A 24,732-nucleotide genomic window follows, 5' to 3' on the forward strand; every position below is an offset into this window, starting at 1 on the left:
TTTGTTTCGGCGGCGGTGTGTTGGGGGTGGGGGGGCCCCCCCGCGCGGGCCGCCCCCCCACTGTCGTCGGGGGACGGGAAGGCGTGGGCCCGAGGGACGTCAGCGGCTGAGCCGTTGGAAGCGCCGCACCGCCAGTGGAAGGAACACCGCGGTGATGACCACCGGCCACACCACCGCCATCAGCAGCGCGTGTTCCTGGATCCAGCTGCCGTCGCTCGCCACCGGGTTGCCGAACAGTTCCCGGGCCGCCGATGCCGTCGACGAGATCGGATTCCAGGCGGCGAGCGTGCCGAGCCAGTCCGGCATCGTCGACGGCGGCACGAAGACGCTGGAGATCATGGTGAGCGGGAACGCCACCGCGTACAGGCTGCCGCCCGCCTCCGGTGTGGGAACCAGCAGGCCGAGCAGGATGCCCACCCAGATCAGGCAGAACCGCAGGAGCAGCAGCAGTCCGAACGCCCCGAGCGTCGCCGCGGCACCCGCATCGGTGCGCCAGCCCATCGCGAAGGCAGTCGCCGCCAGGATCGTCAGCTCGGCGCCGGCCACGATCAGGTCGTTGACCCCGCGGCCGGTCACGACCGCCGACGGCGCCATGGGCATGGAGCGGAAGCGGTCGATCACGCCCTTGGAGGCGTCGGTGACGACTGCGATGGCCGTGTTCATGAATCCGAAGGCCATGGTCATCGCGAACATGCCCGGCATCAGGAAGTCGCGGACGCTGCCACCGTCCGGTGACTTCATCGCGCCGCCGAAGACATACCCGTACAGCAGCACGGAGATGATCGGGAAGCCGAGTTGCCAGGCGATGAGGACGGGCTGGCGCCGGTAGTACGTCAGTCCGCGGCGGACCACGTTCCAGCAGTCGGAGACCGCCCAGTAGGCGCGGCCGTGCCGGTCGTCCAGGGTCGTCGCGTCCACCGTGTCGAGCGTGGTCATGCCGCCTTCTCCTCGTCGCTCGCGCCGTGTCCGGTCAGCCGCAGGAACACGTCGTCCAGGCTGGGCCTGCGCAGCCCGATGTCCTCCACCGGAATCCGTTCGTCCTGCAAGGTCCGCGCCACCTCGGTGAGGGCGGCGACCCGGTCGGTCACCGCCGCGTGGACCCGTCGTTCGAGCGCGTCCGTCGCCGGGTCCTCCTCGGCGACGCGGGCCACGGTCTTGGCGATCGCCCCGAGGTCGGCCGCGTCCCGGGCCACGACCTCGATCCGGTCGCCGCCGACGCGGTTCTTCAGGCCGTCGGGGGTGTCGTCCGCGATGGCGCGGCCCTGGTCGATGACGGTGATCCGGGAGGCGAGCTTGTCGGCCTCGTCCAGGTACTGCGTGGTGAGCAGCACGGTCGTGCCGCCGGCGACGAGCCTGCGCACCGCCTCCCACACCTCACCGCGCGAGCGCGGGTCGAGGCCGGTCGTCGGCTCGTCCAGGAAGAGCACGTCGGGCACGAGGATCATCGACGCCGCGAGGTCGAGCCGGCGGCGCATTCCGCCGCTGTACTTGCCGACGCCCTTGTCGCCGGCGTCCACCAGGTCGAACTGCTCGAGCAGTTCGGTGGCCCTGCGGACCGCGCGCCTGCCGCCGAGGTGGAAGAGGCGGCCGAACATCTCCAGGTTCTGCCGGCCCGTCAGCACCTCGTCGACCGCGGCGTACTGACCGGTGAGCCCGATCCGGCGGCGTACCTGCCGCGGGGCGCGCGCCACGTCGACGCCCCCCACGCGCGCCCGTCCGCCGTCGAACCGCAGCAGGGTGGCGAGGACGCGCACGGCGGTGGTCTTGCCCGCGCCGTTCGGCCCGAGCAGGCCGTGCACGGTGCCCTTTCGTACGGCGAGGTCGAAGCCGTCGAGGGCGCGCTTGTCCCCGTACCGCTTCTCCAGACCTTCGGCCGCTACGGCGTATTCGTCCACGGTGCCTCCATGACGAGTTAACTGAGTACGGCGTACTCATATGAGGGTACACCGTACTCAGTTTCTGTCCAGGCGATTACGCTGACCTCATGACGACGACAGAGACGACCGGCAGCGGCGACGTCTCGCGCAGCCTCGAACTCCTCTGGGGCACCGGCGAGCGCCCCTCACGCGGCCCCAAGCCGGGCCTGACCCTCGACCGGATCGTCACCGTCGCCGTCGAGATCGCGGACACGGAGGGCCTGGCCGCCGTCTCGATGCGCCGCCTCTCCACCGAGCTGGGCACGGGCACGATGTCCCTCTACCGGTACGTCCCCGGCAAGAGCGAGTTGCTCGACCTGATGCTCGACCGCGTCCAGGGAGAGCCGCTGGACAACGACGAGCACGCACCCGAGAGCGACGACTGGCGCGACGCCGTGCGTGCCATGGCCCGCACCTACCTCGCGCTGCACCGCGCCCACCCCTGGCTGCTGAAGATCAACCAGTCCCGCACGGTCCTCGGCCCCAGCGCGGTGCGGGGCCTGGAGACGTCACTGGAGGCGCTGCAGGGCATGCGCCTGCGCGACCCGGAGCTGATCTCGGTGATCATCACCGTGCAGAGCTGGGTGTCGGGCATCGCCCGCATCGAGCAGGAGGCCCTGGAGGCGGTGAAGCAGACCGGGCAGAGCGAGGAGGAGTTCTGGAAGAGCCAGGAGCCCTTCCTGGAGCGGGCGATGGCGACCGGGCGGTACCCCCGGCTGCTGGCCCTTTCCGAGGACGCGTTCTCGGGCGGCTTCGACCACTTCGAGTTCGGCCTGTCCCGCCTGGTCGACGGCTTCGCGACGCTGGTGGAGGAACGGGCCGGTCAGGACGGTTAGTCGCGGCGCAGCCAACGGGCCGGTCAGGACGGTTAGTCGCGGCGCAGCCAACGAGCCGGTCAGGACGGTTAGTCGCGGCGCAACCAACGGGCCGGTCAGGACGGTTAGTTGCGGCGCAGCAGTCGCCTCAGCCACAGCACGAGCGCGCCGCCGCCGACGAGGGCGACCAGCCCGTACGTGGTCACGTCGGTCTTTCCGTCGCCCCCCGGCGCCGCTTCACCGCCCGGGCCTTTCGGCTTCGTGTCCCCGCCGGATTCCGGGTCGGCGCCGCCGGTCTCGACCTCCACCCGTTGGACGTCGCTCTGCTCGCCCTCCGTGCCGAACATCAGCGCCGTGCCGTCGGTCGTGTACGTCACCGACTCCGACTGTGCCTGGATCGGCGCGCGCACCCGGTGGTCGGCGCCGAGGCGGCCGTCCTTCCACTCGTAGCCGCGGGCGGAAAAGTACGAGCGGAGGACCAGCTCCCTGCCGTCCGGCGAGAAGGCACCGTCGGTCACCCACGGGACCTCGCCGATCCGCCGGAAGACGTTGGTCGCACGCGGGTCGAGGGTGGCCGGGCCTTCGTAGAGGCCGCCGCCCTCCTCGTTCTTGGAGGCGATGTAGACGCGCCCGGTCTTCGGATGCACCATCAGCGCCTCGGCGTTGCGGGCGCCGTCGGCGTATTTCACGTCGAACTGCGTGGCGTTCACCGTCTGGTCGCGCAGTTGCTTCGGCTCGGGGAAGCGGTAGATCCAGACGTGGTCCCAGCTTCCGTCGAGGTTGTCGCCGATGTCGCCGACGTAGATGTTGCCGTCGGGACCGACGGAGATCGCCTCCATGTCCCTCGGCTCCCCGACCCTCCGCAGGGTGATCGTCGCCACCGTCGCACCTGTCTTCGCGTCGACGCCGAAGATCCGCGGCTGGTCCTGGTCGTTGTGCGTCCAGTAGATCCCCGGGTGCGCCCGGCTCGCGGCGAGCCCGCTCGACTCGGTGATCCGCGGGTCCTCGACGGTGAACCCGGCGCCGTCGTCGGCGGCGGCGGGCACGGCGGCTGCGACGACAAGAGCGGCGGCGAGGCCGGTGACGTACGGAAGCGAACGCATGCCCCAAGCCTGCCACCTCCGGCCGCCGTCCCTGCCCGGGACAGCCCCCACGGCCGCACGGCGACGACCGGCCACGGGGCGCCGGCGAGCGGCTGGTCACCGCACTCACCGGCGTTCGTGGCCCGTCTCACATCGCAGACCGGTGACGGGTTACCGACGAGTTCGGCAATGATTGCGCCCATGCGATTTCTGTTCGTCGGCGACTCCATGACCATCGGACGCGCGGGCGACTACAGCTGGCGCTACCGGATGTGGCAGCACCTCGAGGCATCCCCCGCCCCGTACGAGATCGTCGGCCCGCGCCGCGAGCTGTACGACACGGAGGCGAACTCACCGGTGTCCCAGGCCTACGCCGACCCCGCGTTCCCCGCCGCCGCCCGCCGTCATCTGGCCGGCTGGGGCGAGGGCTGGCTGCACATGGCTCCCGTGATCCGCGAGACGGTGGCCCGCGAGCGCGCGGACGTCCTCCTCGTGTCGCTGGGCCTGATAGATCTCGGCTTCTACACGGACAGCGACCAGACAGCGGCGAACGCCCGCGCGTTCATCGCCGAGGCACGCCTCGCCAACCCGCACGTCCGCATGGTCCTGCTCCCGGTCATCCCGAACATCCGCGCCGAGTCCGACGCCCCGTTCGCCGCCGAGTGCGACCGCTTCAACACACTGCTCGCCAAGGCCGTCGCGGACCTGGACACGTCCGCGTCCCCGATCCTGCTGGCCTCCCACCCGGCGTCGTACGACATCCACACCGACACCTACGACGGCACCCACCCCGGCCCGACCGGCGAGATCAAACTGGCGAGGGCGTTCGCGGACGCGATGCACCAGGCATGGGGGCTCGGCGGGGTGTACGGCATCGCCGCGTGACGGGGGCCGCGCTCCGGGCAAGCGCCTGACCGGCCAGGAATGCGCATGCGGCAGGGACTCCGAACTGCGATCCTGGCCCGATGTCCACGTTCGAAGAACTCGTCGCCGAGGGCGAGGCCGTCCCTACGGAGGGCTGGGACTTCTCCTGGTTCACCGGCCGCGCGACCGAGCAACGCCCGTCCTGGGGATACGCGACGATGCTCGCCGAGAAGATGGCGAAGGCCGAGGCAGCGCTCGACATCCAGACCGGCGGCGGCGAGGTCCTCGCTTCGATCCCGTCCGCCCCGCCGGTCCTGGCGGCGACGGAGTCATGGCCGCCGAACCTCGAGATCGCCCGGCGCAACCTCGCCAGGCTCGGCGCGACGGTCGTCCACGCGGAGGACTCGGCCGATCTGCCGTTTCCTTCCGCCCACTTCGACCTCGTCGTGAGCCGACACCCCGTCACCACCCGCTGGGACGAGATCCGCCGCGTCCTGCGTCCGGACGGCACCTACTTCTCCCAGGCCGTGGGCGACGGCTCGGTGCGTGAGCTCACCGACTACCTGATGGGCCCGCAGCCGGTCGACCCGTCCCGCAGCCCCACGACGACCGTCGCCGACGCGGAGGCCGCCGGCCTGGAGATCACCGGCCTGCGCCAGGAAGCGCTCCGGATGGAGTTCCACGACATCGCGGCGGTGGTGCACTTCCTGCGCAAGGTGATCTGGATCGTCCCGGGCTTCTCGGTGGACGCCTACCGCGACCGCCTGGCCTCCCTCCACGACTTCATCGACCGCCACGGCCCGTTCGTGGCCCACTCCACCCGCCTCCTGGTCGAGGCCCGCCGCCGGGAGTGACGCCGGCGCCCTGGGATACGCTGCCGCGCGACACCGGACCCGGGGAGATCGAGCAGATGACGGTCATACGCCGCCTCGCGTTGTACGTCGCGCTGCCGCTGGCGCTCGCATCCGTCGCGGGCTACGGCTGGTACCAGCTGAGCGACACCGGTAGGCGCTGGCGGTACGAGGACAGGCTGGCGACGTACTGCCAGGGGCTGATCCCGTCGAAGGAGTCCGCGGTCCTCACCGACTACGACGCGGAGAAGGGTCTGCCGAACGACCGGCACCACGGCGGGTCCGACGGCTACGAGTTCTGCTGGGTCGGGAAGACCATGCTCACCATCGCCTGGATCCCGGCGTCGGCCAGGGACGACGACGGCCCCCGCGGTGTCTTCGACGAACTGCGCCCCGACGATGGGGAAGCCCTCCCCCTGGCTCTGGGCGGCGGGTGGCGCGGATACACCAACCATGCGAACAGTGCCGTCGTGCTGGGCTGCGGCAACCAGGACGCCTCCGTCGTCGTGAGCTCGTCCGGCGTCGGCCGCGCCGTGGCGGGCCGCGCCACCGCCGAACTCGTCGCGGCCACCGCGGTCCGCGCGGCCGAGCACTGGGACTGCGACGCCGAGGCGGGCGGCGCCATACCGTCCGTCCCCCAACAGCCCGAGGAGAAGTCCCGCTTCGAGGCGGAAGGCACCTGCGAGGGCATCCCGATGCAGGACATGGACATCATCCACTGGATCAAGGAGACTCCGGCGGCGGGCACCTCCCCGCTGGAGTCGTGCGTGCTGGGCGAGACCAAGGCCCGCGCGGAGGAGTTGTTCCGCCTGAGTGCTCACTTCGGCCCCTACGCACAGGCCCAGTACCCGGACTCCGGGACCGCCCGTGGCGCGGGCGGCTCCAAGGACCACTTCTGGGCCACGGCCAAGTGCTCCGGTTCCGCCGCGTACTTCGCGGTCCACGCCACGGAGTACGTCCACGTCGACGACCAGGTCGAGGACTTCACCCGCTCGGCTCTCACCGCGTTCGCCAAGCGCTCGGCCGGGCAGCACGGCTGCACGGACCTCAAGCTCCCGCGCTGACGCCCTGCGCATCGGCGGCTGCCTTCACCACCCGGGCGCGCCACGCGCTGCGGCCGCGCGGTGGCGTGCCGGGGCCGCCACCGCTCCGTACGGCAGCGGCCCCGGTCGCTCTGCCACTGCCGCTCGTGTCAGCCGCCAAGGAGGTCCGGGTTGTCGGCCAGGGCGGCCAGGTGTCCCCGCGGGTCGGCGATGAGCCTGCGCGTCGACAGGTCGAGCATGCCCGCCACGCCGGTGATCTCCGCCGCGACCGTGCCGTCGTCCTTGAGGATCTGCTGCACGACCCTGAAGGTCTTGCCCTCCCCGTAGAGGAACTGGCACGTCACGCGCACCTCGTCCCCGCCGCGCAGCTCCCGCGCGTACTTAACCGTCACCTCGAGCGCGACCGGACCCACGCCGCCGGCCAGCAGCTTCTCCTGTGGCAGACCGGCGGCCCGCAGCAGCTCCCATCGCGCATGCTCGGCGTACTGCAGATAGACGGCCTGGTTGAGGTGCCCCTGCGTGTCCAGTTCGTAGCCACGCACGGTCACGCCGACAGAGAAAGTCATGCTCCTGGCAACAGCACCGCCCATGCCCGCATTCCCGGTGACCGGGCGGGTCCGGCCCCGCTGTAGAAGAATTCCCGCCCTGTCCGGTTTGCGGACTTTTCGAATGGCTGCAGCTGGGCACCCGCTGTGGCGTCGGATGCATGCCACATTCCCGATTCCCGCAAGGGAGGACTCATGGCCGGCGAGCTGCGAGCCAAGGACATCATGACCAGCGGTGCCACGTGCGTGGGTGCGCATCAGTCGCTTCACGAAGCGGCCAAGATGATGCGGGACCTGGACGTCGGCGCCCTGCCCATTTGCGGTGACAACAACAGGCTCACGGGCCTGATCACCGACCGGGACATCGTCGTCACCTGCTGCGCCGAGGGCGTGGACCCGGCGACGGTGCAGGCGGGCACCATGGCTGGTGACCTGCACTGGATCGACGCGGAGGCGGATGCCTCCCAAGTCCTGGAAACCATGGAGAGCAATCACATCAAGCGCCTTCCGGTGATCGACGTGGCGGGCGGTCACCGCCTGGTCGGCATGATCACGGAGGCGAATGTCGCCAAGAACCTGAGCGATCAGCAGATCGCGGAGTTCGCGACCCGCATCTACGCGGAGGCCTGACGGGCCGGCGTCGGGCGGCACGGGTGGGGACGTGCCGCCCGACGGTCACGCCCGCGGGGATGCGGCGGGCCGGGCCGGTGTGCGCCCCGGTGTCAGAAGACGAACGGCCCGGGGTTCTGCGGGGAAGTAGCCGTGCACTGTGCCGTGATGCCGAAGACGACAACCGTCAGGGACGTCGCCTCGAGGCTGTCGCCTGACGCGACGGTGCCGTTCAGCGGGCCGGTGGAGACAGCACTGCCCGCCGGGATCGCCGGGTTCGAGTTGCCGGTGAACGTCGTCGTGCCGGTGCCGTTCTTGGTCAGGGTGAGCGTGGACTTCACGGAGTTCGCACCGATCGGGATGGGGGCGGTGATCGCATCCGTGGAGACCTCTATGGTCGCGGCCGTACCGTCCTGGGCCGCCTTGAGCGTGGCAGTGCCGGCGCCGTAGGAACCGCAGTCGAATGACAACGTTGCCGTCTCGGGCGTCACGGCCTGGGCCGGGGGCGCCATGGCAAGCGTGGCCGCGGCGCACGCGGCGAGGACGAGCAGGGTGCCGTGCTTCATGGGGGGATCCGCCCTTCGTGTGGGGGTCACGGGCTGGTGCGGGCATTGCGGCATGCGGTCCTCGAGAAAGGAAGAGAGGCACCGACCGGCCTGCCCACAACGGCCGGATCCCGCTCCCGCTCAGAGGGCGGCCCGGGTCAGCCGATTGGCGAACGTCGACATGGTGTACGCACCGATGCCCATGACGACCTCCAGCGCGTTCTGCGAGGTGAAGCCGTGGGCGAAGAAGGCGCGCAGCTCGTCGTCCCCGACGGCGCCGGCCGTACGGAACACCTCCAGCGTGAACGCCCTTACGGCTTCGAGCCGTTCGTCCTGAAGTGGCCGCTGCTCGCACAGGGCGGCGATCAGCTCCTCCTGGGCGCCGAGTGCGCGCAGCTTGCCGGTGTGCATGGCCACGCACACATGGCAGTCGTTGCGTGCGGCGACCGTCATCACGACGACCTCGCGCGCGACCGGGTCGAGCGTCGTCGACTCGAAGGCGGCGCTCAGCTTCAGAAAGCCGTCCAGCAGGTGCGGCGAGGCGGCCAGCCTCGCCACCGCGGGCGGCAGATGGCCGAGGCGCTTGACGGTGGACTCCATGGCGCGGCGCGAAGCGGGCGGCGCCGTTTCGAGGGTGTGCTCGGTGAACACAGGCAGCTCCTACAATGGACAACATGGTTGACGACCCCGAAAACGTAAACCAGGTTGTCGAACAGCGCAAGGCAGTTGCCGACACGCCGGGCTACGAGCTGCCCCTGCTCCTGTTCGCCGGTTTCCGCTCGCTCATCGACGCATTGCACGCCGAACTGGCCCGACAGGGCCACCCCGAGGTGCGCCCCGCGTACGGCTTCGCCATGCAGGCGATCGGCCCGGCAGGAGCGACGGCCAGCGACATCGGCCGACGCCTCGGCGTCTCCAAGCAGGCCGCCGGCAAGACCGTCGACCGCCTCCTGACCCTCGGCTACGCGGAACGCGCGAACGACCCGACCGACGCCCGCCGAAAGCTGATCCGCCTCACCCCGCACGGCCTCGACGCGCTCGCCCGCTCTGCGGCGATCTTCGACGAACTCCGCGCGGAATGGGCTCGGGCGATCGGCCCCGAGCGCCTGCGCGACCTCGAATCCGCCCTGCGCACGGTCACCCCACCGGACAACTTCCGCCTGGACGCGGCGGGCTGGCTGGGCGGCGCGTGACGCCGTTCCGGGGTCGTAACCCGGTCACTGTGCGTATCGTTGTACTGCGCGGCTGCCTGCGTTCGATCGGCAGCCGGGGAGGAGCGCCACGATGACCGCCTTGGACGAGCGCAGGATCGAAATGGCCGAGAACAGCGACGAACGCACCCTGGACGAGATGTTCCAGTGGCTCGAGTCCGCCCCCGAAGGATTCAAGGTCGAGATCGTCGAGGGGGCCGTCTTCATGTCGCCACAGCGGCAGAACCACTGGGAAATCATCCTGGACATCGTCGAACAGCTGCGGTCCAAGTACAGCCGCAAACAAATCAAGTCCGACGTGCGGATCGACTATCCCGGCCATTTCAACGGTTTCGCCAGTGACGTCACGGTGATGAAGGAGAGCGCCGCACATGCCGCCGATGGGCGCCTGCGTCACCAGGACGTCGAGTTCGTCGCCGAGGTGATCTCCAAAGGCACCGGCCACAACGACTACGGCCCCAAGAAGACCGCGTACGCCACCGCCGGTGTACCCGTGTACTTCGTCGCGGACCCGTACCAGCGCAAGTGCCACGTCTACACCGACCCGAGCGACGGTGACTACACGTCGGAGACGACGGTCACCTTCGGCAAGGACGTCGACCTCACCAAGACCCCCGTCGGCCTCATCCTCACCACCGGCGACTTCCCCCGCGAGTGACCCTGTCCCGGAGGGCCGGCAACCGCCCCCCGGGACAGCAGCGGCTCACCAGGCAAAGGCCTCCGGGGAGGGACCCGGGCCCGGGAAGATGTCGTCGAGGGAGGTGAGGACCTCCTCGTTCAGCTCCAACTCCACCGCTCGCAGCGCCGATTGCAGCTGCTCCGCCGTGCGCGGGCCGACGATCGGGCCCGTCACGCCGGGACGGGTGAGCAGCCAGGCCAGCGCCGCCTCCCCCGGCTCCAGGCCGTGCTTGTCGAGCAGGTCCTCGTACGCCTGGACCTTCTCCCGTACGGACGTGTTGGCCAGCGCGTCCGCGCTGCGGCCGCTCGCCCGTCGCGAACCCTCGTTCTCCTTCTTGAGCACGCCCCCGAGCAGCCCGCCGTGCAGCGGCGACCAGGGGATGACCCCGAGGCCGTACTCCTGCGCGGCCGGGATGACCTCCATCTCGGCGCGGCGCTCGGCCAGGTTGTACAGGCACTGCTCGCTGACGAGACCGTAGGAACCGAGGCGGCGGGCGGTCTCGTTGGTCTGGGCGATCTTCCAGCCGGGGAAGTTGGAGGAGCCCGCGTAGAGGATCTTGCCCTGCTGGATCAGGACGTCGATCGCCTGCCAGATCTCCTCGACCGGGGTGTCCCGGTCGATGTGGTGGAACTGGTACAGGTCGATGTGGTCGGTCTGCAGCCGCTTGAGCGAAGCGTCCACCGCGCGGCGGATGTTCAGGGCGGAGAGCTTGTCGTGGTTGGGCCAGACCTCGCCGTCGGTGCCCATGTTCGCGTACACCTTGGTGGCGAGCACGACCTTGTCACGGCGGCCCTCGCCCTTGGCGAACCAGCTGCCGATGATCTCTTCCGTGCGGCCCTTGTTCTCGCCCCAGCCGTAGACGTTGGCCGTGTCGAAGAAGTTGATGCCCGCGCCGAGCGCGGAATCCATGATGCCGTGACTTGCGGCCTCATCGGTCTGAGGCCCGAAGTTCATTGTGCCGAGGACGAGTCGGCTGACCTTGAGTCCGGTGCGTCCGAGCTGCGTGTACTTCATGACGTCCAAGCCAACGCCTTCGAGCGCGCTCGAAGCAAGGGCATCACGTCGGAGTCGGCGACCCGTCTCCGCGTCCGCGCCGCGCAGCAGGCCGGCACCCGGCTGCCGCGGACCTCCGTGACAGCGGTGGCCGGGAGACGGGTCAGCCGAGGGCCGCCGCCACGATGACGATCACGAACATCAGCACCAGCACGGCGGCCATGATCTGGTTGCGGGTCTTGGGGTTCACCCAACGAGGTTAACCCGCGGCCTCCAGCGCCCAGGAGTCGACCACCTCGTAGCGGGGCCGCTCGCCCGGCACCCCGCTGACCGGCAGATTGCTGCGTACGAGGGCCAGCTGGTCCACCTCCCAGGGCGTGCCCTCGAAGGTGTCCAGCGCCTCGACGTAGGGACGCAGATCGCCGGATTCGCGGGTGCGGGCAATGGTGAGGTGCGCCTGGTAGCGGCGGTGCTCCTCCATGCTCACGCCGGCCCGCCGGGCCGCCGCGTCCGTGCGCTCGGCGAGCAGCCGCATCTGTTCGAGCCCGCCGGCCGCGCCGATCCACAGCGCCCGGTTCCCGAACCGCCCGCCGCGGTGCAGCCGCAGCGGGAACGCCGGGGTCCGGTGCGCGGCCCGCGAGAGCCGCGCCCGCAGATCGGGCAGGAGCTCGTCGTCGACCTCCCCCATGAACGCGAGCGTGAAATGCCAGCCGGGCCGCCCGGTCCAGCGCAGCGCCTTGGCGTCGGGAAGGGCGCGGAGGGGGCCCACCGCGCGGTCGAGCTCGTCGACGGCCAGTGGGGGCGGGATGACGGCGGCGAACAGTCTCATGGGGTCAGTGTGCCGGTGGGGCCCCGCCGACGGGGGGCGTTTTCGCCGGGTTCGGCCCCGGCACCCCGGACACCGCGCGGAGCGCGGTACCGGGCCGGGGGCCGGGTGGGGCCCGCTACCGGGAACGGCCCGTACCGGAACCGCCCCGTACCGGAACCGCCCCGTACCGGAACGGCCCCGCCGGGGCCTACGCCGCCGTTGCCAGTTCGTCGCGCGGGACGAACCGCACCCGCGGATGCCCCCCGTGCCAGCCGAAGCGCAGCCTCAGTCCCCCGACCCGCGCCAGCATCACGCCGACGCCGATCGCCGCGATCGCGGCCACCGCGCCGCCGGCGGCGAAGCCGACGCGGGCTCCGTACGTGTCCGTGATCCAGCCGACGAGCGGGGCGCCGAGGGGGGTACCGCCGGTGAAGACCATCATGAACAGGCTCATCACCCGGCCCCGCATCAGCGGGTCCGTCGCCAGCTGCACGCTCGAGTTCGCCGTGACGTTGACCGTCAGGCCGCACATGCCGATCGGCACCATCAGCACCGCGAAGATCCAGAACGCCGGCGCGAACGCGGTCACGATCTCGAGCACGCCGAAGAGCACCGCCGCGCCGACCAGCAGCCGCAGCCGCGAGGTGCCGCGCCGGGCCGCCAGCAGGGCGCCGGCCAGGGAGCCGGCGGCCATCAGCGTGTTGAGCAGGCCGTACGTACCGGCATCGCCGTGGAAGACGTCGTCGACGAACGCGGAGAGCCAGATCGGGAAGTTGAAACCGAACGTGCCGATGAAGCCGACGAGGACGATCGGCCAGATCAGCTCCGGCCGTCCCGCGACGTACCGCAGGCCTTCGCGCAGCTGGCCCTTGCCGCGCGGGGCGCGCTCGACCTTGTGGAGCTCGGACGTCCGCATCATCAGCAGGCCCGCGATGGGCGCGATGAACGAGAGGCCGTTGAGCAGGAAGGCGTATCCGCTGCCGACGGCGGTGATCAGGACACCGGCCACGGCCGGGCCGACGAGTCGCGCCGACTGGAAGTTCGCCGAGTTCAGCGAGACGGCGTTGCGCAGCTGGTCGGGGCCGACCATCTCGGCGACGAACGACTGCCGCGCCGGGTTGTCGACGACGGTGACGAGGCCGAGCAGGAAGGCGGTCAGGTAGACGTGCCAGACCTGGACGTGTCCGCTGAGCGTGAGCCCGGCGAGCGCCAGGCCGGTGAGGCCCATCGCGGACTGGGTGGCGAGCAGCAGTCGGCGCTTGGGCAGCCGGTCCGCGAGCACTCCGCCGTACAGGCCGAAGAGAAGCATGGGCAGGAACTGCAGCGCGATGGTGATGCCGACGGCGGACGCCGATCCGGTCAGGCTGAGCACCAGCCAGTCCTGGGCGATGCGCTGCATCCAGGTGCCGGTGTTGGAGACGACCTGTCCGGTCGCGAAGAGCCGGTAGTTGCGGATCTTCAGCGAGCTGAACATCGTCTGCTTGGGGGTGGGCAGTGTGTCGGTGGCGGTCGGTGCGGGGGCGGAGTCTGCTCCGGATCCCGTACTCAAAGGGGTTCGCCTCCTCGGCGTCGGCGGTCGGTGGACACTCGGCGGTTCACCTCAGGTGCGCGAGCTTCTCCAGCACAGGAGCCGCTGCGCGCAGCGTGGCCCACTCCTCATCGTCCAGACCCTCGGCGAGCGATGCCAGCCAGGCGTTCCGCTTGCGGCGGGACTCCTCGAGCATGGTCTCCGCGCGCTCGGTCTGGCTGACCACCTTCTGCCGGCGGTCGTCGGGGTGGGGCTCGAGCCGGACCAGCCCCTTGGCTTCCAGCAGCGCAACGATCCGGGTCATGGAGGGCGGCTGGACATGCTCCTTGCGGGCCAGCTCACCGGGGGTGGCCGAGCCGCAGAGCGCGAGGGTGCCGAGCACCGACATCTCTGTCGGGCTGAGCGATTCGTCGACGCGCTGATGCTTCAGACGACGGCCCAGCCGCATGACGGCCGAGCGGAGCGAGTTCACGGCGGCGACGTCCGCGTCAGTGCCGTGGGACAGGTCAGGCATGTTTGTTAGCATAACTCATTACCCTGGCTAAAGACCAGTCGGTTACGGCTCCGACCGACGTGTCACCCATATGAGTGAGACGCAACCGGAAAGTGACGCTCGGGCGACCGGGACGAGGCGACCCTGAGCCACATGGGATCGACAGTGCTCAGCCTGCGGATGGACGGCGATCTGCTCGACCGGCTCCGGGAGCGCGCCGCAAAACGGCAAATGAGCGTCCAGGACTATGTGGTCCGGACGCTCATTCGCGACGACTTCGACGAGCGCTTCAAGGCGGCCGTCGACGAGACGGAGAAGTTCTATGGCGTGACGTGACCGCTCCTGGGCGGATCGGCTCGCTTCCACCACAGATCGGCTCGCCCGAGCCGATCGGATGCGATCACGCCGAGACCGGTCAGGTGAGGCCGAGAGCCGGCATCGCGTAGTAGAAGACGAACACCGCCGAGACCGCGTACATCGCCGCGGGCACCTCGCGCCCACGCCCCGCCGCCAGGCGCAGCGCGCTGAAGGCGATGAAGCCGATGCCGATGCCGTGGGTGATCGAGTACGTGAACGGCATCATCACCATCGCCAGGAAGGCGGGGGCGGCGATCGTGAAGTCGCTCCAGTCGATGTCCTTGATCGAACCGGCCAGGATCAGGAAGCCGACCGCCACCAGGGCGGGCGTCGCCGCCTGGGACGGGACCATCGTGGCGAGCGGCGTGAGGAACAGCGCCACCGAGAACAGCGCACCGGTGACGACCGACGACAGTCCCGTACGGGCGCCCTCGCCGACGCCGGCAGTGGACTCGACGAAGCAGGTGTTGGCGGAGCAGGACGTGGCGCCACCGGCGGCGACGGCGATGCCGTCGACGATCAGCACCTTGTTGATGCCGGGGTAGTTCCCGTCCTTGTCCATCAGCTTGGCCTCGTCGCCCACGGCGAGGATCGTGCCCATCGCGTCGAAGAAGCAGGACAGCAGCACGGTGAAGACGAACAGGACGCCGGTCAGCAGGCCGACCTTCTCGAAGCCGCCGAACAGGCTGACCTGACCGAGCAGACCGAAGTCGGGGGTCGAGAGCGGGTTGCCGGGCCACTCGGGCGTGGTCAGGCCCCAGGACTCGACGTCCGCCACGGCGTGGATGATCATCGCGCCGACCGTCATCACAACGATCGAGATGAGGATCGCGCCCGGCACCTTGCGGATGATCAGCGCGAGGGTCAGCAGCGTTCCGAGCGCGAAGACGAGGACCGGCCAGCCGAGCAGATGGCCGCCGGTGCCCAGCTGCAGCGGGACGGTGGTGTGGGCGGCGTCGGGGATACGCGTGACGAAGCCCGAGTCCACCAGCCCGATGAGCATGATGAACAGGCCGATGCCGATCGCGATGGCCTTGCGGATGCCGAGCGGAACGGCGTTCATCACGCGCTCACGCAGGCCCGTGGCCACCAGCAGCATCACCACGACACCGGCCAGCACGACCATGCCCATGGCGTCCGCCCAGGCCATCTTGGGCGCGAGCTGGAGGGCGACGACCGTGTTGACACCGAGTCCGGCCGCGAGGGCGATCGGGACGTTGCCGATGACACCCATCAGGAGCGTGGAGAAGGCGGCGGTCAGCACGGTGGCGGTGACCAGCTGGCCGCCGTCGAGCTGGTGCCCGTACATGTCCTTGGCGCTGCCGAGGATGATCGGGTTCAGCACGAGGATGTACGCCATCGCAAAGAAGGTGGCGAAGCCGCCGCGGACCTCGCGGGCGACGGTGGAGCCGCGCTCCGAGATCTTGAAGAAGCGGTCCAGGCCGCCGACGGGCTGCTGGGGGGTGGGCGGCAGCCCGGGGGAATCGACCTTGGCGGTGGCCGTGGGGGACATGCGGAACCTCAGTCGTACGCGAAGGGGCGACACAGGGAAAGGCAATAAAAAACCGGCCTGATTTGGATGTTCCAACGAGGGAAACCAGCCAGCCGGAATCAGTTTCAGTATGAACATATGAACGAAAGATCGCCAATCTCCGCGCGTAGACCCTTGTCGCGCACGGCCCGCCCGTCCGGCCGTCCCTCCCCGGCTGCGTCCGTCGGTACCCGCCTACACTGTCGCCATGGCGAAGTGGACCCCCCGGCACGAGGCACCCGAACCCCTTGAGGGCCCGATCGTCTCGACGATCGTCGGCGGCACGATCCTCTGGTTCGTGATGTTCCTCGTCCAGGTCCCCTTCTACGGCTGGTTCGCCGACCGCGATCTGACCTGGTGGGTGTGGACCTGCCTGGCCGGCGCCGGCCTCGGGCTCATCGGCATCTGGTACGTGCGCGGCCGGGACGCGGCGATCAAGCGCGCGGCGGCTGCCGAAACGGCCCAGGACGCCCAGACCGAGGAGCCGGGCCCGCACGCCTGACCCGCACGCCCGACCCGCCTGACCCGCACGCCTGACCTCGCATGCCTGGCCCCGCACGGCAGCCCTTTCGCTCCGTCGGCCCGGCGCTGCCGTAGTCCCCAGGGACGATTCCCGTCCGACCGTGGTGCCGTCTTCCGCCTCGCCCGGGGGTGAGCGGGCCGCTCCGGCCGTAACGTCGACAACATGACGCAGCGGGCGGACAGGGGGCCCGGTACCCCCGAGCCGGAAGGGCCCGTCATCGACGCGGGCGCAGAACTCGACCCCGTACACCCCCGGCGGCCCCCGGGGCCACCGGGCGGCCTACCGCCCGCGGGTGGACTGACGGCCGCGCAGGTCGCGGAGCGGGTGGCCCGCGGGGAGGTCAACGACGTACCCGTACGCAGCTCCCGCTCCGCCGTCGACATCGTCCGCGCCAACGTCCTCACCCGCTTCAACGCGATCATCGGCGTGCTGTGGGTGATCATGTTCTTCGTCGCGCCGATCCAGGACAGCCTCTTCGGCTTCGTGATCATCGCCAACACCGGCATCGGCATCGTCCAGGAGCTGCGCGCCAAGAAGACCCTCGACGGGCTCGCGGTCATCGGCGAGGCGAAGCCGAGAGTGCGGCGGGACGGCGTCGCCGCCGCCATCTCCACCTCCGAGATCGTCCTCGGCGACCTCGTCGAACTCGGCCCGGGCGACAAGGTCGTCGTCGACGGCGAGATCGCGGAGGCGGACAATCTCGAGGTCGACGAGTCCCTGCTGACCGGTGAGGCCGATCCCGTTCTCAAGCAGGCGGGCGACCAGGTGATGTCCGGCAGCTTCGTCGTCGCGGGCGGCGGCGCGTTCACGGCCACGAAGGTGGGCCGCGAGGCATACGCGGCGCAGCTCGCCGAGGAGGCGTCCCGCTTCACGCTCGTCCACTCCGAGCTGCGTTCCGGTATCTCCACGATTCTCAAGTACGTGACCTGGATGATGGTCCCGACCGCGATCGGGCTGATCATCAGCCAGCTGGTCGCGAAGGACAACAACTTCAAGGACTCGGTGGCGAGGACCGTCGGCGGGATCGTGCCGATGATCCCGGAGGGGCTGGTCCTGCTCACCTCCGTCGCCTTCGCGATCGGGGTCATCCGGCTCGGTCGCAAACAGTGCCTCGTGCAGGAACTCCCCGCCATCGAGGGGCTGGCCCGCGTCGACGTCGTCTGCCTCGACAAGACTGGAACGCTCACCGAGGGCGGCATGGACGTGACAGAGCTGCGCCCGCTGGACGGGGCGGACGAAGCGCACGTACGCCAGGTCCTGGGCGCGCTCGGCGGGGCCGACCCGCGGCCGAACGCCTCCCTGCAGGCCGTCATCGCGGCCTGTCCCGACGGCGGGAACCACCGCTGCACCGCCACCCTCCCCTTCTCCTCCGCCCGCAAGTACAGCGGCGCCACCCTCGCGAACGGCGACGGCGAACACTCGACATGGCTGCTGGGCGCACCCGACGTGCTTCTGCCCGCCGGGCACTCGTCCCTCGTCGAGGTGGACCAGCTCAACCGGCAGGGCCTGCGGGTGCTGCTGCTGGCCCGGGCCACGGGACCGCTGGACGCCCCGGCGGAGCGGACGCCTGCCGCCCTGGTCGTCCTCGAACAGCGCCTGCGGCCGGACGCGTCCGAGACGCTGCGGTACTTCGCCGACCAGGACGTGGCGGCCAAGGTCATCTCCGGCGACAACGCGGTCGCCGTGGGCGCGGTCGCGGCGAAACTCGGCCTGCCGGGCGCCGACGGCACGCTCGACGCCCGCAAGCTGCCGGCGGAACGGGAGACGATGGGTGCGCAGATCGACGCCAACACCGTCTTCGGCCGCGTCAGCCCCCAGCAGAAACGCGACATGGTCGGCGCGCTCCAGTCCCGCGGGCACACCGTCGCCATGACCGGCGACGGCGTCAACGACGTCCTGGCGCTCAAGGACGCGGACATCGGTGTGGCGATGGGCGCCGGTTCGGAGGCCACGAAGGCCGTCGCGCAGATCGTCCTGCTCAACAACAGCTTCGCCATGCTGCCGTCGGTGGTCGCGGAGGGCCGCCGGGTCATCGGCAACATCACGCGCGTGGCCACCCTGTTCCTGACCAAGACGGTGTATTCGGTCCTCCTCGCGATCCTGGTGGTCTGCAGCCAGGTCGAGTACCCGTTCCTCCCCCGCCACCTGACACTGCTGTCCACCCTCACCATCGGCGTCCCGGCCTTCTTCCTGGCCCTGGCCCCCAACAAGGAGCGCGCAGAACCCCACTTCGTCCGCAGGGTGATGCGGTACGCCGTCCCCGCGGGCCTGATCGCGGCGGCGGGCACGTTCGCCGCCTATCTGCTGGCCCGCACCTACTACACGGGGCCGGGCGCCCTCGAGGCGGAGACCAGCGTGGCGACGCTGACGCTGTTCCTGATCGCGATGTGGGTCCTCGCGATCATCGCCCGCCCCTACACCTGGTGGCGGGTCGGCCTGGTGGCGGCCATGGGGCTGGGTTTCCTGCTGGTGATGGTGGTTCCGTGGCTGCAGGACTTCTTCGCGCTGAAACTGGTGGGCTCGGTGCTGCCGTGGGCGGCCGTCGCGATCGCGGTGACGGGGGCGGCGCTGCTGGAGCTGGCGTGGCGGGTGGTGGGGCGGCGGTTCCCGGCATGACGCGGTTCCCTGCATGACGAGGACCTGTGCAGGGCACCTCGCCCCTGCACGGGTCCTCGTCATGCCTGACGGGTCCTCGTCCTGCCTACGGCCCCGGGTGGCAGGCCCGGACCTACACGCGGGTGTAGGGCCGGGTCATGATCTCCATGTTGTGGCCGTTCGGGTCGTCGAAGTACGCGCCCCGGCCGCCGAAGAGGCGGTTGATCCGGCCCGGTTCGGTGTGGCTGGGGTCGGCGTAGTGGGTGACCCCGACCGCCTCGAGCCGGGCGATCACGGCGTCGAACTGCTCGTCGGGCACGAGGAACGCGTAGTGCTGCGGCTGGATCGGCTCTTCGGCCATCTCGTAGTAGTCGAGCGTCACGCCGTTCCCGAGGTCGACCGGCAGGAACGGGCCGAGCGGTGCGCCGACTTCGAGGCCGAGGATCGCGGCTATGAACTCGGCAGACAGCTGCCGGTCCTTGGCGTACACGGCGGTGTGGTTGAGCTGGACGGTGGTGACGGATGACTGGTGCGGCATGTGTGGGTGACTCTCCGGGTCTCGGCTCCACTGGGACTGGGACAGAGGTTGCGGAGGGGGACGGCGGGGCTCTGGCCCGCCTCGCGCTCACGCCGAGGCCGGGCGCCTCACTCGTGCATGGCCCAAGGCCGACCCGGCAGTCACCCGACCGAGCCTAGCCGCCCGCCGCCCGCCGCGCACCGGGGTAAGTAGCCGTACTCATGACAACGGCCGCACGGGCCCGCATGATCGGCGGACACGTGCCGCCCACCCCCGGAGTGTCCTGGTGAAACGTCTCGCCCCCGCCTTGACCGGCGTTGCCGCCGTGCTGCTGGCCGTGCCCCTCGCCGCTGGTTGCGGAACCGTCGTCGCGGGCAGCCCCCACGATTCTCCGACGCGGACCGCACCGGACGTCGCCGCCGATCACGAGGCGCGCGTCGCGGCCGCGCGTGCGGCGCACGACCGGAAGTTCCCGGACGTGGCGAAGGTCTGTGCCGATGTTCCCGCCGAGCCTTCCGGGGAGCCGGCCCCGTCCGCGGAGCCCACCGACCCGTGGGCGCGCAAGGTCGCCGAGAACAACGCCTTCAAGGCGCAGGCTCCGATGGACGCCGACGCCCGCTGCCGGGGTGACGCCCACGCCCGCCGGATCGCCGGCGGCCTGGAGGGCGTCCACGACGAGCAGGCGCTGCGCTCCGCGCTGGACCGTCTCGGCTACCCGCCGGAGTCGATGGAGGTGTACGAGACGGGCGGCGCGACCGGTTTCACCTTCGGCGTCCCGGACGCCGGCCCGTGCGTCACCGGCACCCTGACCGACCCGGCGACGGTGGAGGCGCACAGCCACTACATCGAGGGCGGCTGCATGGAACCGAAGGGCGGGCACTGAGGACACGGCGCTCCTCGCGCACGTTCCTCCCGCTCCGTCCTCCGGGAATCTTTGGCGGATGCGGGCAGTTCACCGGACCTGGCAGTCATCCACAACACGACCATGGCCCCCACCAAGCTCGAGCTGCTCGAAGCCTGGCTTCCCGCGCAGCCGTGGTACGTCGGCACGGCACTGTCCTGACCATGCCGGACAACTCCGAAGTCGCCTACACCGAAGGCGCTCACGACGGTCATCTCTTCGAGGATCGGGACGATGTGCGACGCTTCACGGTGACCCACGATCGGCTGCGGGTAGGCCCTGCCCCCGCGCAGGTCGCTCCACATGATCCGATCCGTGCTGGAGGACGAATACCGTGTGGCCGCGACCGCGCTCGCCTCACCATCGCCCGTAACCGTCCTGACCTCGGACCCTGAGGACCTACTCGAATTGTGCGGCACCTTGGCAGGTGTAATCAGGATTTGACACGCAAAAGGCCCCGGGACTGGGTGTCTCGGGGCCGGTCTCGCCGTCACGGTCCGCTCAGATGCGGACGGGGCGAGAAATGCTCGTGGCCGAGAAGGCTTTGAGGCAGGTGTTTCTCAGATGCCGGTGGTCTGCACCGAGACGAGACCCGTGGCCGCGCCGGAGACCGCACCGGTGACCGCGGCGACCGGAACGACGCCAGCGACGGTCTGGACAGCACCGGCGACGTCGCCGACGTTGAGCGCGGCACCGTAACCGTTGACCTCGGCGCCGGCGCTGGCCATGCCGCCGGAGATACCGTCCAGCTCGCTGTCGGAAATCTCGGCGGTCTCAACAGAGGTGAAGTCGTTACGCACTTTCGCTCCCTTTTCACATAGGACATTTCCGGGACCGTCGACCCGAACGCACGTCAAAGGAATTCCGGCCGGCGCAAACGTTCGCCGGACACCCGGAGCGGGTACCGAGACAACGACCCCGCACCCCAGGATGAGATCACGCCAACGGACGAACCGGCAACGCACGTTCCGGTTATGAGCCGTGAATACTTCTTCACGACAGCCTCAACTGATGGGGCATTTTCGCCCTTGTCGTGGGGAGGCGAAGCCCGATACAGGGAAACGGGCATGAGAGGCCGTCAGGTGTACGAGTACGAGACCTGTGGTGTGGACACGGGCGATCAAGGCGTGCCGCTACGGGATCACCACTGCTCCTCGTCGTCCTCGTCCTCGTCTTCGTCGGGGTCGTGCAGGGCACCGCGGAGCCGGGGCTCGATGGGCTCGTCCCACTCGTCCACGGTGCTGTACAGCTCGTTCAGCGTCCCCAGCGGGTACAGCCACCCGCCCTCCACCGCGCCCGGCTCCGCCACGAACGGGGTGTCGGTCACCACGCCCGACGCCGGGTCGAAGAACGCGGACGGGGCGCGGCCCGTGGGGGGCTTCGGGTCGTACATCCACACAAGCGGAGCGTGGGTTCCGCACTCGGCGTACGACCGGCGGACCGCCTCCCCGATGTACCAGGTCGCCCCCTGTACGAACTCTCCGTCCTTCGCGGCCATGACCTCTTCCACGCCGGCGAACTTCTCCCGCACCAGGTCTTCCAGGGCGTCCAGTGACCGGGCGCTGAAGTCCCAGCGGTCGAGGAGCCCCAGGGCGGTGGCCCATGCCTCGAAGGCCGCTTCGCGTTCGGCCAGCCATGACAGCAGCTCCGGATGCCGCTGTCGGTCGAGGTCCTCGTCTGTCGCATCTGCCATGAGCGGCATCGTAGGGAAAGGGACCGACAGTCCCCTCAACCGCCGTACGCCTTCACATAGTTGACACACGCCACACCGGCAAACCGATTGCGTCGGGCCCCGCGTGCGCTCCTATGGTGTGAGGGATGGCGGTGACATGTCACGGGGGCCGCACCGCCGCGCCTTCCGACCCATGAGAGCCCCCCAACACGGGGACACACCACGTTGAGTACATCCATACGCACCCGCATCCGGGCACGGATGGCGGCCGCTCTGGCGTCCGTCGCCGCAGCCGGAATTCTGGTCACCGGCGTGCCCGCCTTCCAGGGTGAAGCCGACGCCGCACCCGGCGCCGTCCGCTGCGACAAGAAGTGGCTGGGCAAGGAGTACGGCTCACCGCCCGCCGGTTCGGGCATCCAGGGCAAGAACCAGCCCTTCAGCCAGCGCCCGCAGAACGAGTGGGACGACTACTGGTTCGAGAATCCCTCCCACGCCTTCGACGGCCTCAAAAAGCCCACCTCGGAACAGAGCAAGGCCGCCGGGGACACCGACGCCGATGCCCAGAAGTGGAAGAAGAAGTACGAGACCACCAAGAACCCCCTGTACCGGACGCTGGAGATCTACGCCCGCTACAACGTCCAGCTCAAGAAGTCGACAGGCGTGAAGGACTGGGGCCTCTGGCTGGACCAGCGGCTGATCGGCTACGAGGCCAACCGGACCAAGGGCGACGGTTTCGAGGCCAAGGTCGTACGTGACTTCAAGCTCGTCGGCCCGGACTGGATCTGCCAGAAGAACGTCCCGGTCTTCGACAAGGACGGCAAGCCGGTCATCGACTCCAAGACCGGCAAGCAGGCCGTCCGCAAATACGACGCCTACAACGCCAAGACCAAAGAGTTCGTCGAGTTCAAGTCCAACGGCAAGCACATCGCCAAGCAGCTCCGCCACGACAGCCACATCCTGCGCAACAAGCAGTACAGCGACCACAAGCTGCGCCTGATCACGGGTGCCGAGACGGACCGGAACACGGTCAAGAGGTACGCCGCGCTCAACAAGCAGCTCGAGGCCGAACGCGGCGGCAAGCAGAACCAGGCGACCATCCGCGAGCACCGCTCCGAGGGCGCGCCGCGGTGGCGGCCCAACCAGTACACCCGCTACAACCCGATCATGAACCCCGACCCGCGCAGGGTCGGCTCCACGGGCCCGATCAGCGACGCCGCGTTCCGTTCCGGCTCCACCCCGGGGACCGCCCGGCAGATCCAGCACCAGTACCGCGGTTACAACGGCAACGGCGTCTTCGGCCGCGGCGGACCGGGCGGCATCGACTTCTCCACCCTGGAACTGAACTACGTCGGCAGCCCGGTCAAGGGCAAGGGACTGGACTACTCGTTCCAGGCCGACTACGCCAAGGACCCGGAGAACAACCCCGGCTGGGGCGGCAAGGCCAAACTCCAGCTCGCCTCCGACGCCATGTTCACCTGGCTGGCACTGACCCCGGACAAGTTCTGGGTCAACCTCAACCCCGACCAGCCCGACAAGATCATGGACAAGACGTTCGGGAAGACCGACGCCGGCCGGGTGCTCCTCGACGCCGACCTCGAGATGAAGCACGACTACGCGAAGGACATGGACCCCCGCGAAGGCGTCGGCAAGCAGTACTGGGAGGCCATGCAGGCCGCGAACATCCCCTGCGGCCACGGCGTCCGGCTGTGGATCGTCCCCAAGACGGCCGACGTCCGGGTGGAGAAGGACGGCATCTACATCCTCGACGCGCCGCTGAAGGTCAACTCCGAGCCGCAGGACGTGGACTTCCCCGACCCCAACGGCTCGTGCAAGCTGACCGAGGCGCAGATCCGTACGTCTCAGCGCCTTCTGGAGCAGTACGTCATCCCCGACGTCGAGAAGAAGGTCAACACCGGCCCCGCCTACGCCGACCTGCGCCGCGTCTACTCCTCCCGCGTCGCCGCCGAGTACATCCGCGACCAGGACCAGGACCGCGCCACGGACTTCCGCCCGATCATCAACAGCGACAACGTGGCGCGCTGGCCGATGAGCGACGAGCACAAGAGCTGGACGCCGAAGAAGACCTGGGACGCCTACATGAAGTCCTACACGGAAGGCGACTACAGCTACCCCTGCAACATCGGCGGCGAGAACAAGACCTGCGTCATGGGCGGCGTCGACTTCTCCAAGGCGCCCAAGCGCAACATCACCAAGGTTCGCTTCGAGGCGGAGCACCCGCGTCTGGACAAGGACACCAAGACCTCGGTGAAGACCGAGACCGCGTACCGCGACAGCGGCACCGTCCTCATCGGCGGCAACGGATCAGGCCGGCCGGCAGGCGGCGACGAGGACCCGGTCCCCACGCCGACACCCACCCCGACGCCGACCGACGGCCCGTCCACGCCGGCCCCGTCCGACACCCCCACCCCGCAGCCCAGCACCCCCGGCGGCGGTGAGCCGACCACCCCGCCGGCGAAGGACCCGGACGGCGACCTCGCCGACACCGGCTCCGACACTCCGGTCGGGCTGATCGCAGGCGTCGCGGCCGCGCTCGCGGTCGCCGGCGCATCCCTCACCTGGTGGCTGCGCCGCCGCAAGGCCGGCACCAGCTGACCTGACGCCGACGGACACAGCTTCGGCCCCGCACCGGTCAC

At 69.8% G+C, this 24,732-nt stretch carries 26 protein-coding genes and 3 pseudogenes; 15 read left to right on the top strand and 14 right to left on the bottom strand.

Annotated elements, in window-relative coordinates:
- Positions 1-99: 99 nt before the first annotated feature.
- Both ABZ070_RS20855 and ABZ070_RS20860 read right to left on the bottom strand, forming a co-directional pair.
- Positions 100-936, bottom strand: a complete 837-nt coding sequence (locus ABZ070_RS20855; protein WP_356635937.1) for an ABC transporter permease — start codon at positions 934-936, stop codon at positions 100-102.
- On the bottom strand, positions 933-1,895 hold the full coding sequence (locus ABZ070_RS20860; RefSeq protein ID WP_356635939.1) for an ATP-binding cassette domain-containing protein: 963 nt from the start codon (positions 1,893-1,895) through the stop codon (positions 933-935). The genes ABZ070_RS20855 and ABZ070_RS20860 overlap by 4 nt, the downstream gene beginning before the upstream one ends.
- A gap of 89 nt (positions 1,896-1,984) precedes the next feature.
- On the opposite strand from ABZ070_RS20860, the gene ABZ070_RS20865 reads away from it, so the two are divergent.
- Complete coding sequence (locus ABZ070_RS20865) at positions 1,985-2,752, top strand: TetR/AcrR family transcriptional regulator (RefSeq protein ID WP_356635941.1); 768 nt, start codon at positions 1,985-1,987, stop codon at positions 2,750-2,752.
- Between the two features lie 104 nt (positions 2,753-2,856).
- Here the strand turns inward: ABZ070_RS20865 and ABZ070_RS20870 are convergent, their stop codons facing one another.
- Positions 2,857-3,834 (bottom strand): WD40 repeat domain-containing protein, encoded by a 978-nt coding sequence (locus ABZ070_RS20870; RefSeq protein ID WP_356635943.1) that lies wholly within the window; start codon positions 3,832-3,834, stop codon positions 2,857-2,859.
- A gap of 180 nt (positions 3,835-4,014) precedes the next feature.
- On the opposite strand from ABZ070_RS20870, the gene ABZ070_RS20875 reads away from it, so the two are divergent.
- The 3 genes from ABZ070_RS20875 (at position 4,015) to ABZ070_RS20885 (ending at position 6,592) form a co-directional block, all read left to right on the top strand.
- On the top strand, positions 4,015-4,698 hold the full coding sequence (locus tag ABZ070_RS20875; RefSeq protein ID WP_356635945.1) for a GDSL-type esterase/lipase family protein: 684 nt from the start codon (positions 4,015-4,017) through the stop codon (positions 4,696-4,698).
- 80 nt (positions 4,699-4,778) lie between these two features.
- Positions 4,779-5,531, top strand: coding sequence for a class I SAM-dependent methyltransferase (locus ABZ070_RS20880; RefSeq protein WP_356635947.1), 753 nt, complete (start codon positions 4,779-4,781; stop codon positions 5,529-5,531).
- A 56-nt stretch (positions 5,532-5,587) separates the two neighbouring features.
- Positions 5,588-6,592, top strand: a complete 1,005-nt coding sequence (locus ABZ070_RS20885; RefSeq protein WP_356635949.1) for a hypothetical protein — start codon at positions 5,588-5,590, stop codon at positions 6,590-6,592.
- Between the two features lie 128 nt (positions 6,593-6,720).
- Here the strand turns inward: ABZ070_RS20885 and ABZ070_RS20890 are convergent, their stop codons facing one another.
- On the bottom strand, positions 6,721-7,137 hold the full coding sequence (locus ABZ070_RS20890; RefSeq protein WP_356635951.1) for a thioesterase family protein: 417 nt from the start codon (positions 7,135-7,137) through the stop codon (positions 6,721-6,723).
- A gap of 174 nt (positions 7,138-7,311) precedes the next feature.
- Between ABZ070_RS20890 and ABZ070_RS20895 the strand changes: the two genes are divergently transcribed.
- Entirely contained in the window at positions 7,312-7,746 is a 435-nt protein-coding gene (locus ABZ070_RS20895; RefSeq protein WP_356635953.1) for a CBS domain-containing protein, read from the top strand.
- Positions 7,747-7,838: 92 nt separating this feature from the next.
- Here the strand turns inward: ABZ070_RS20895 and ABZ070_RS20900 are convergent, their stop codons facing one another.
- Together ABZ070_RS20900 and ABZ070_RS20905 are read right to left on the bottom strand one after the other, a co-directional pair.
- Positions 7,839-8,291, bottom strand: a complete 453-nt coding sequence (locus tag ABZ070_RS20900) for a hypothetical protein (protein WP_356635956.1) — start codon at positions 8,289-8,291, stop codon at positions 7,839-7,841.
- A 120-nt stretch (positions 8,292-8,411) separates the two neighbouring features.
- Entirely contained in the window at positions 8,412-8,921 is a 510-nt protein-coding gene (locus ABZ070_RS20905; protein WP_356635958.1) for a carboxymuconolactone decarboxylase family protein, read from the bottom strand.
- Positions 8,922-8,944: 23 nt separating this feature from the next.
- On the opposite strand from ABZ070_RS20905, the gene ABZ070_RS20910 reads away from it, so the two are divergent.
- Together ABZ070_RS20910 and ABZ070_RS20915 are read left to right on the top strand one after the other, a co-directional pair.
- Entirely contained in the window at positions 8,945-9,463 is a 519-nt protein-coding gene (locus ABZ070_RS20910) for a MarR family winged helix-turn-helix transcriptional regulator (protein ID WP_356635960.1), read from the top strand.
- A gap of 91 nt (positions 9,464-9,554) precedes the next feature.
- Entirely contained in the window at positions 9,555-10,139 is a 585-nt protein-coding gene (locus ABZ070_RS20915) for a Uma2 family endonuclease (protein ID WP_356635962.1), read from the top strand.
- A 45-nt stretch (positions 10,140-10,184) separates the two neighbouring features.
- Here ABZ070_RS20915 and ABZ070_RS20920 read toward each other — a convergent pair whose 3' ends face one another.
- From ABZ070_RS20920 to ABZ070_RS20935, 4 genes are all read right to left on the bottom strand, one after another.
- Positions 10,185-11,174 (bottom strand): aldo/keto reductase, encoded by a 990-nt coding sequence (locus ABZ070_RS20920; RefSeq protein ID WP_356635964.1) that lies wholly within the window; start codon positions 11,172-11,174, stop codon positions 10,185-10,187.
- A 238-nt stretch (positions 11,175-11,412) separates the two neighbouring features.
- Complete coding sequence (thpR, locus tag ABZ070_RS20925) at positions 11,413-11,982, bottom strand: RNA 2',3'-cyclic phosphodiesterase (protein WP_356635966.1); 570 nt, start codon at positions 11,980-11,982, stop codon at positions 11,413-11,415.
- Between the two features lie 187 nt (positions 11,983-12,169).
- Positions 12,170-13,510 (bottom strand): MFS transporter, encoded by a 1,341-nt coding sequence (locus ABZ070_RS20930; RefSeq protein ID WP_356635968.1) that lies wholly within the window; start codon positions 13,508-13,510, stop codon positions 12,170-12,172.
- A 46-nt stretch (positions 13,511-13,556) separates the two neighbouring features.
- The gene (locus ABZ070_RS20935) at positions 13,557-14,003 is read right to left on the bottom strand and encodes a MarR family transcriptional regulator (protein ID WP_356635970.1); all 447 of its coding nucleotides are present in this window, start codon (positions 14,001-14,003) and stop codon (positions 13,557-13,559) included.
- Positions 14,004-14,135: 132 nt separating this feature from the next.
- On the opposite strand from ABZ070_RS20935, the gene ABZ070_RS20940 reads away from it, so the two are divergent.
- On the top strand, positions 14,136-14,318 hold the full coding sequence (locus tag ABZ070_RS20940; protein ID WP_356635972.1) for a ribbon-helix-helix protein, CopG family: 183 nt from the start codon (positions 14,136-14,138) through the stop codon (positions 14,316-14,318).
- Between the two features lie 79 nt (positions 14,319-14,397).
- Here the strand turns inward: ABZ070_RS20940 and ABZ070_RS20945 are convergent, their stop codons facing one another.
- A complete protein-coding gene (locus tag ABZ070_RS20945; RefSeq protein WP_356635974.1) occupies positions 14,398-15,852 on the bottom strand; it encodes an NCS2 family permease in 1,455 nt (484 codons plus the stop codon).
- 226 nt (positions 15,853-16,078) lie between these two features.
- Between ABZ070_RS20945 and ABZ070_RS20950 the strand changes: the two genes are divergently transcribed.
- Both ABZ070_RS20950 and ABZ070_RS20955 read left to right on the top strand, forming a co-directional pair.
- A complete protein-coding gene (locus ABZ070_RS20950) occupies positions 16,079-16,372 on the top strand; it encodes a DUF2530 domain-containing protein (protein WP_356635977.1) in 294 nt (97 codons plus the stop codon).
- A 183-nt stretch (positions 16,373-16,555) separates the two neighbouring features.
- The gene (locus ABZ070_RS20955) at positions 16,556-19,009 is read left to right on the top strand and encodes an HAD-IC family P-type ATPase (protein ID WP_356635979.1); all 2,454 of its coding nucleotides are present in this window, start codon (positions 16,556-16,558) and stop codon (positions 19,007-19,009) included.
- Positions 19,010-19,121: 112 nt separating this feature from the next.
- Here ABZ070_RS20955 and ABZ070_RS20960 read toward each other — a convergent pair whose 3' ends face one another.
- Positions 19,122-19,526 (bottom strand): VOC family protein, encoded by a 405-nt coding sequence (locus ABZ070_RS20960; protein WP_356635981.1) that lies wholly within the window; start codon positions 19,524-19,526, stop codon positions 19,122-19,124.
- 265 nt (positions 19,527-19,791) lie between these two features.
- Here ABZ070_RS20960 and ABZ070_RS20965 point away from each other — a divergent pair, with 265 nt between their 5' ends.
- The 4 genes and pseudogenes from ABZ070_RS20965 to ABZ070_RS20980 all read left to right on the top strand — a co-directional run.
- Positions 19,792-20,388 (top strand): hypothetical protein, encoded by a 597-nt coding sequence (locus ABZ070_RS20965; protein WP_356635983.1) that lies wholly within the window; start codon positions 19,792-19,794, stop codon positions 20,386-20,388.
- A gap of 78 nt (positions 20,389-20,466) precedes the next feature.
- Positions 20,467-20,559 (top strand): annotated as a pseudogene (locus ABZ070_RS20970) (1,4-alpha-glucan branching protein); the annotation flags it as partial.
- Positions 20,559-20,748, top strand: a pseudogene (locus ABZ070_RS20975) (Scr1 family TA system antitoxin-like transcriptional regulator); the annotation flags it as partial. The pseudogenes ABZ070_RS20970 and ABZ070_RS20975, both read left to right, overlap by 1 nt.
- Positions 20,743-20,850, top strand: a pseudogene (locus ABZ070_RS20980) (DNA-binding protein); the annotation flags it as partial. The pseudogenes ABZ070_RS20975 and ABZ070_RS20980, both read left to right, overlap by 6 nt.
- Before the next feature lie 116 nt (positions 20,851-20,966).
- Here the strand turns inward: ABZ070_RS20980 and ABZ070_RS20985 are convergent.
- A complete protein-coding gene (locus ABZ070_RS20985) occupies positions 20,967-21,206 on the bottom strand; it encodes a hypothetical protein (RefSeq protein WP_356635985.1) in 240 nt (79 codons plus the stop codon).
- A 341-nt stretch (positions 21,207-21,547) separates the two neighbouring features.
- Positions 21,548-22,099, bottom strand: coding sequence for a hypothetical protein (locus ABZ070_RS20990; RefSeq protein ID WP_356635987.1), 552 nt, complete (start codon positions 22,097-22,099; stop codon positions 21,548-21,550).
- Positions 22,100-22,303: 204 nt separating this feature from the next.
- On the opposite strand from ABZ070_RS20990, the gene ABZ070_RS20995 reads away from it, so the two are divergent.
- On the top strand, positions 22,304-24,691 hold the full coding sequence (locus ABZ070_RS20995; RefSeq protein WP_356635988.1) for a hypothetical protein: 2,388 nt from the start codon (positions 22,304-22,306) through the stop codon (positions 24,689-24,691).
- The last annotated feature ends 41 nt before the right edge of the window (positions 24,692-24,732 follow it).

The sequence above is a fragment of the Streptomyces sp. NPDC006283 genome (assembly GCF_040613325.1).
GTDB lineage: Bacteria > Actinomycetota > Actinomycetes > Streptomycetales > Streptomycetaceae > Streptomyces.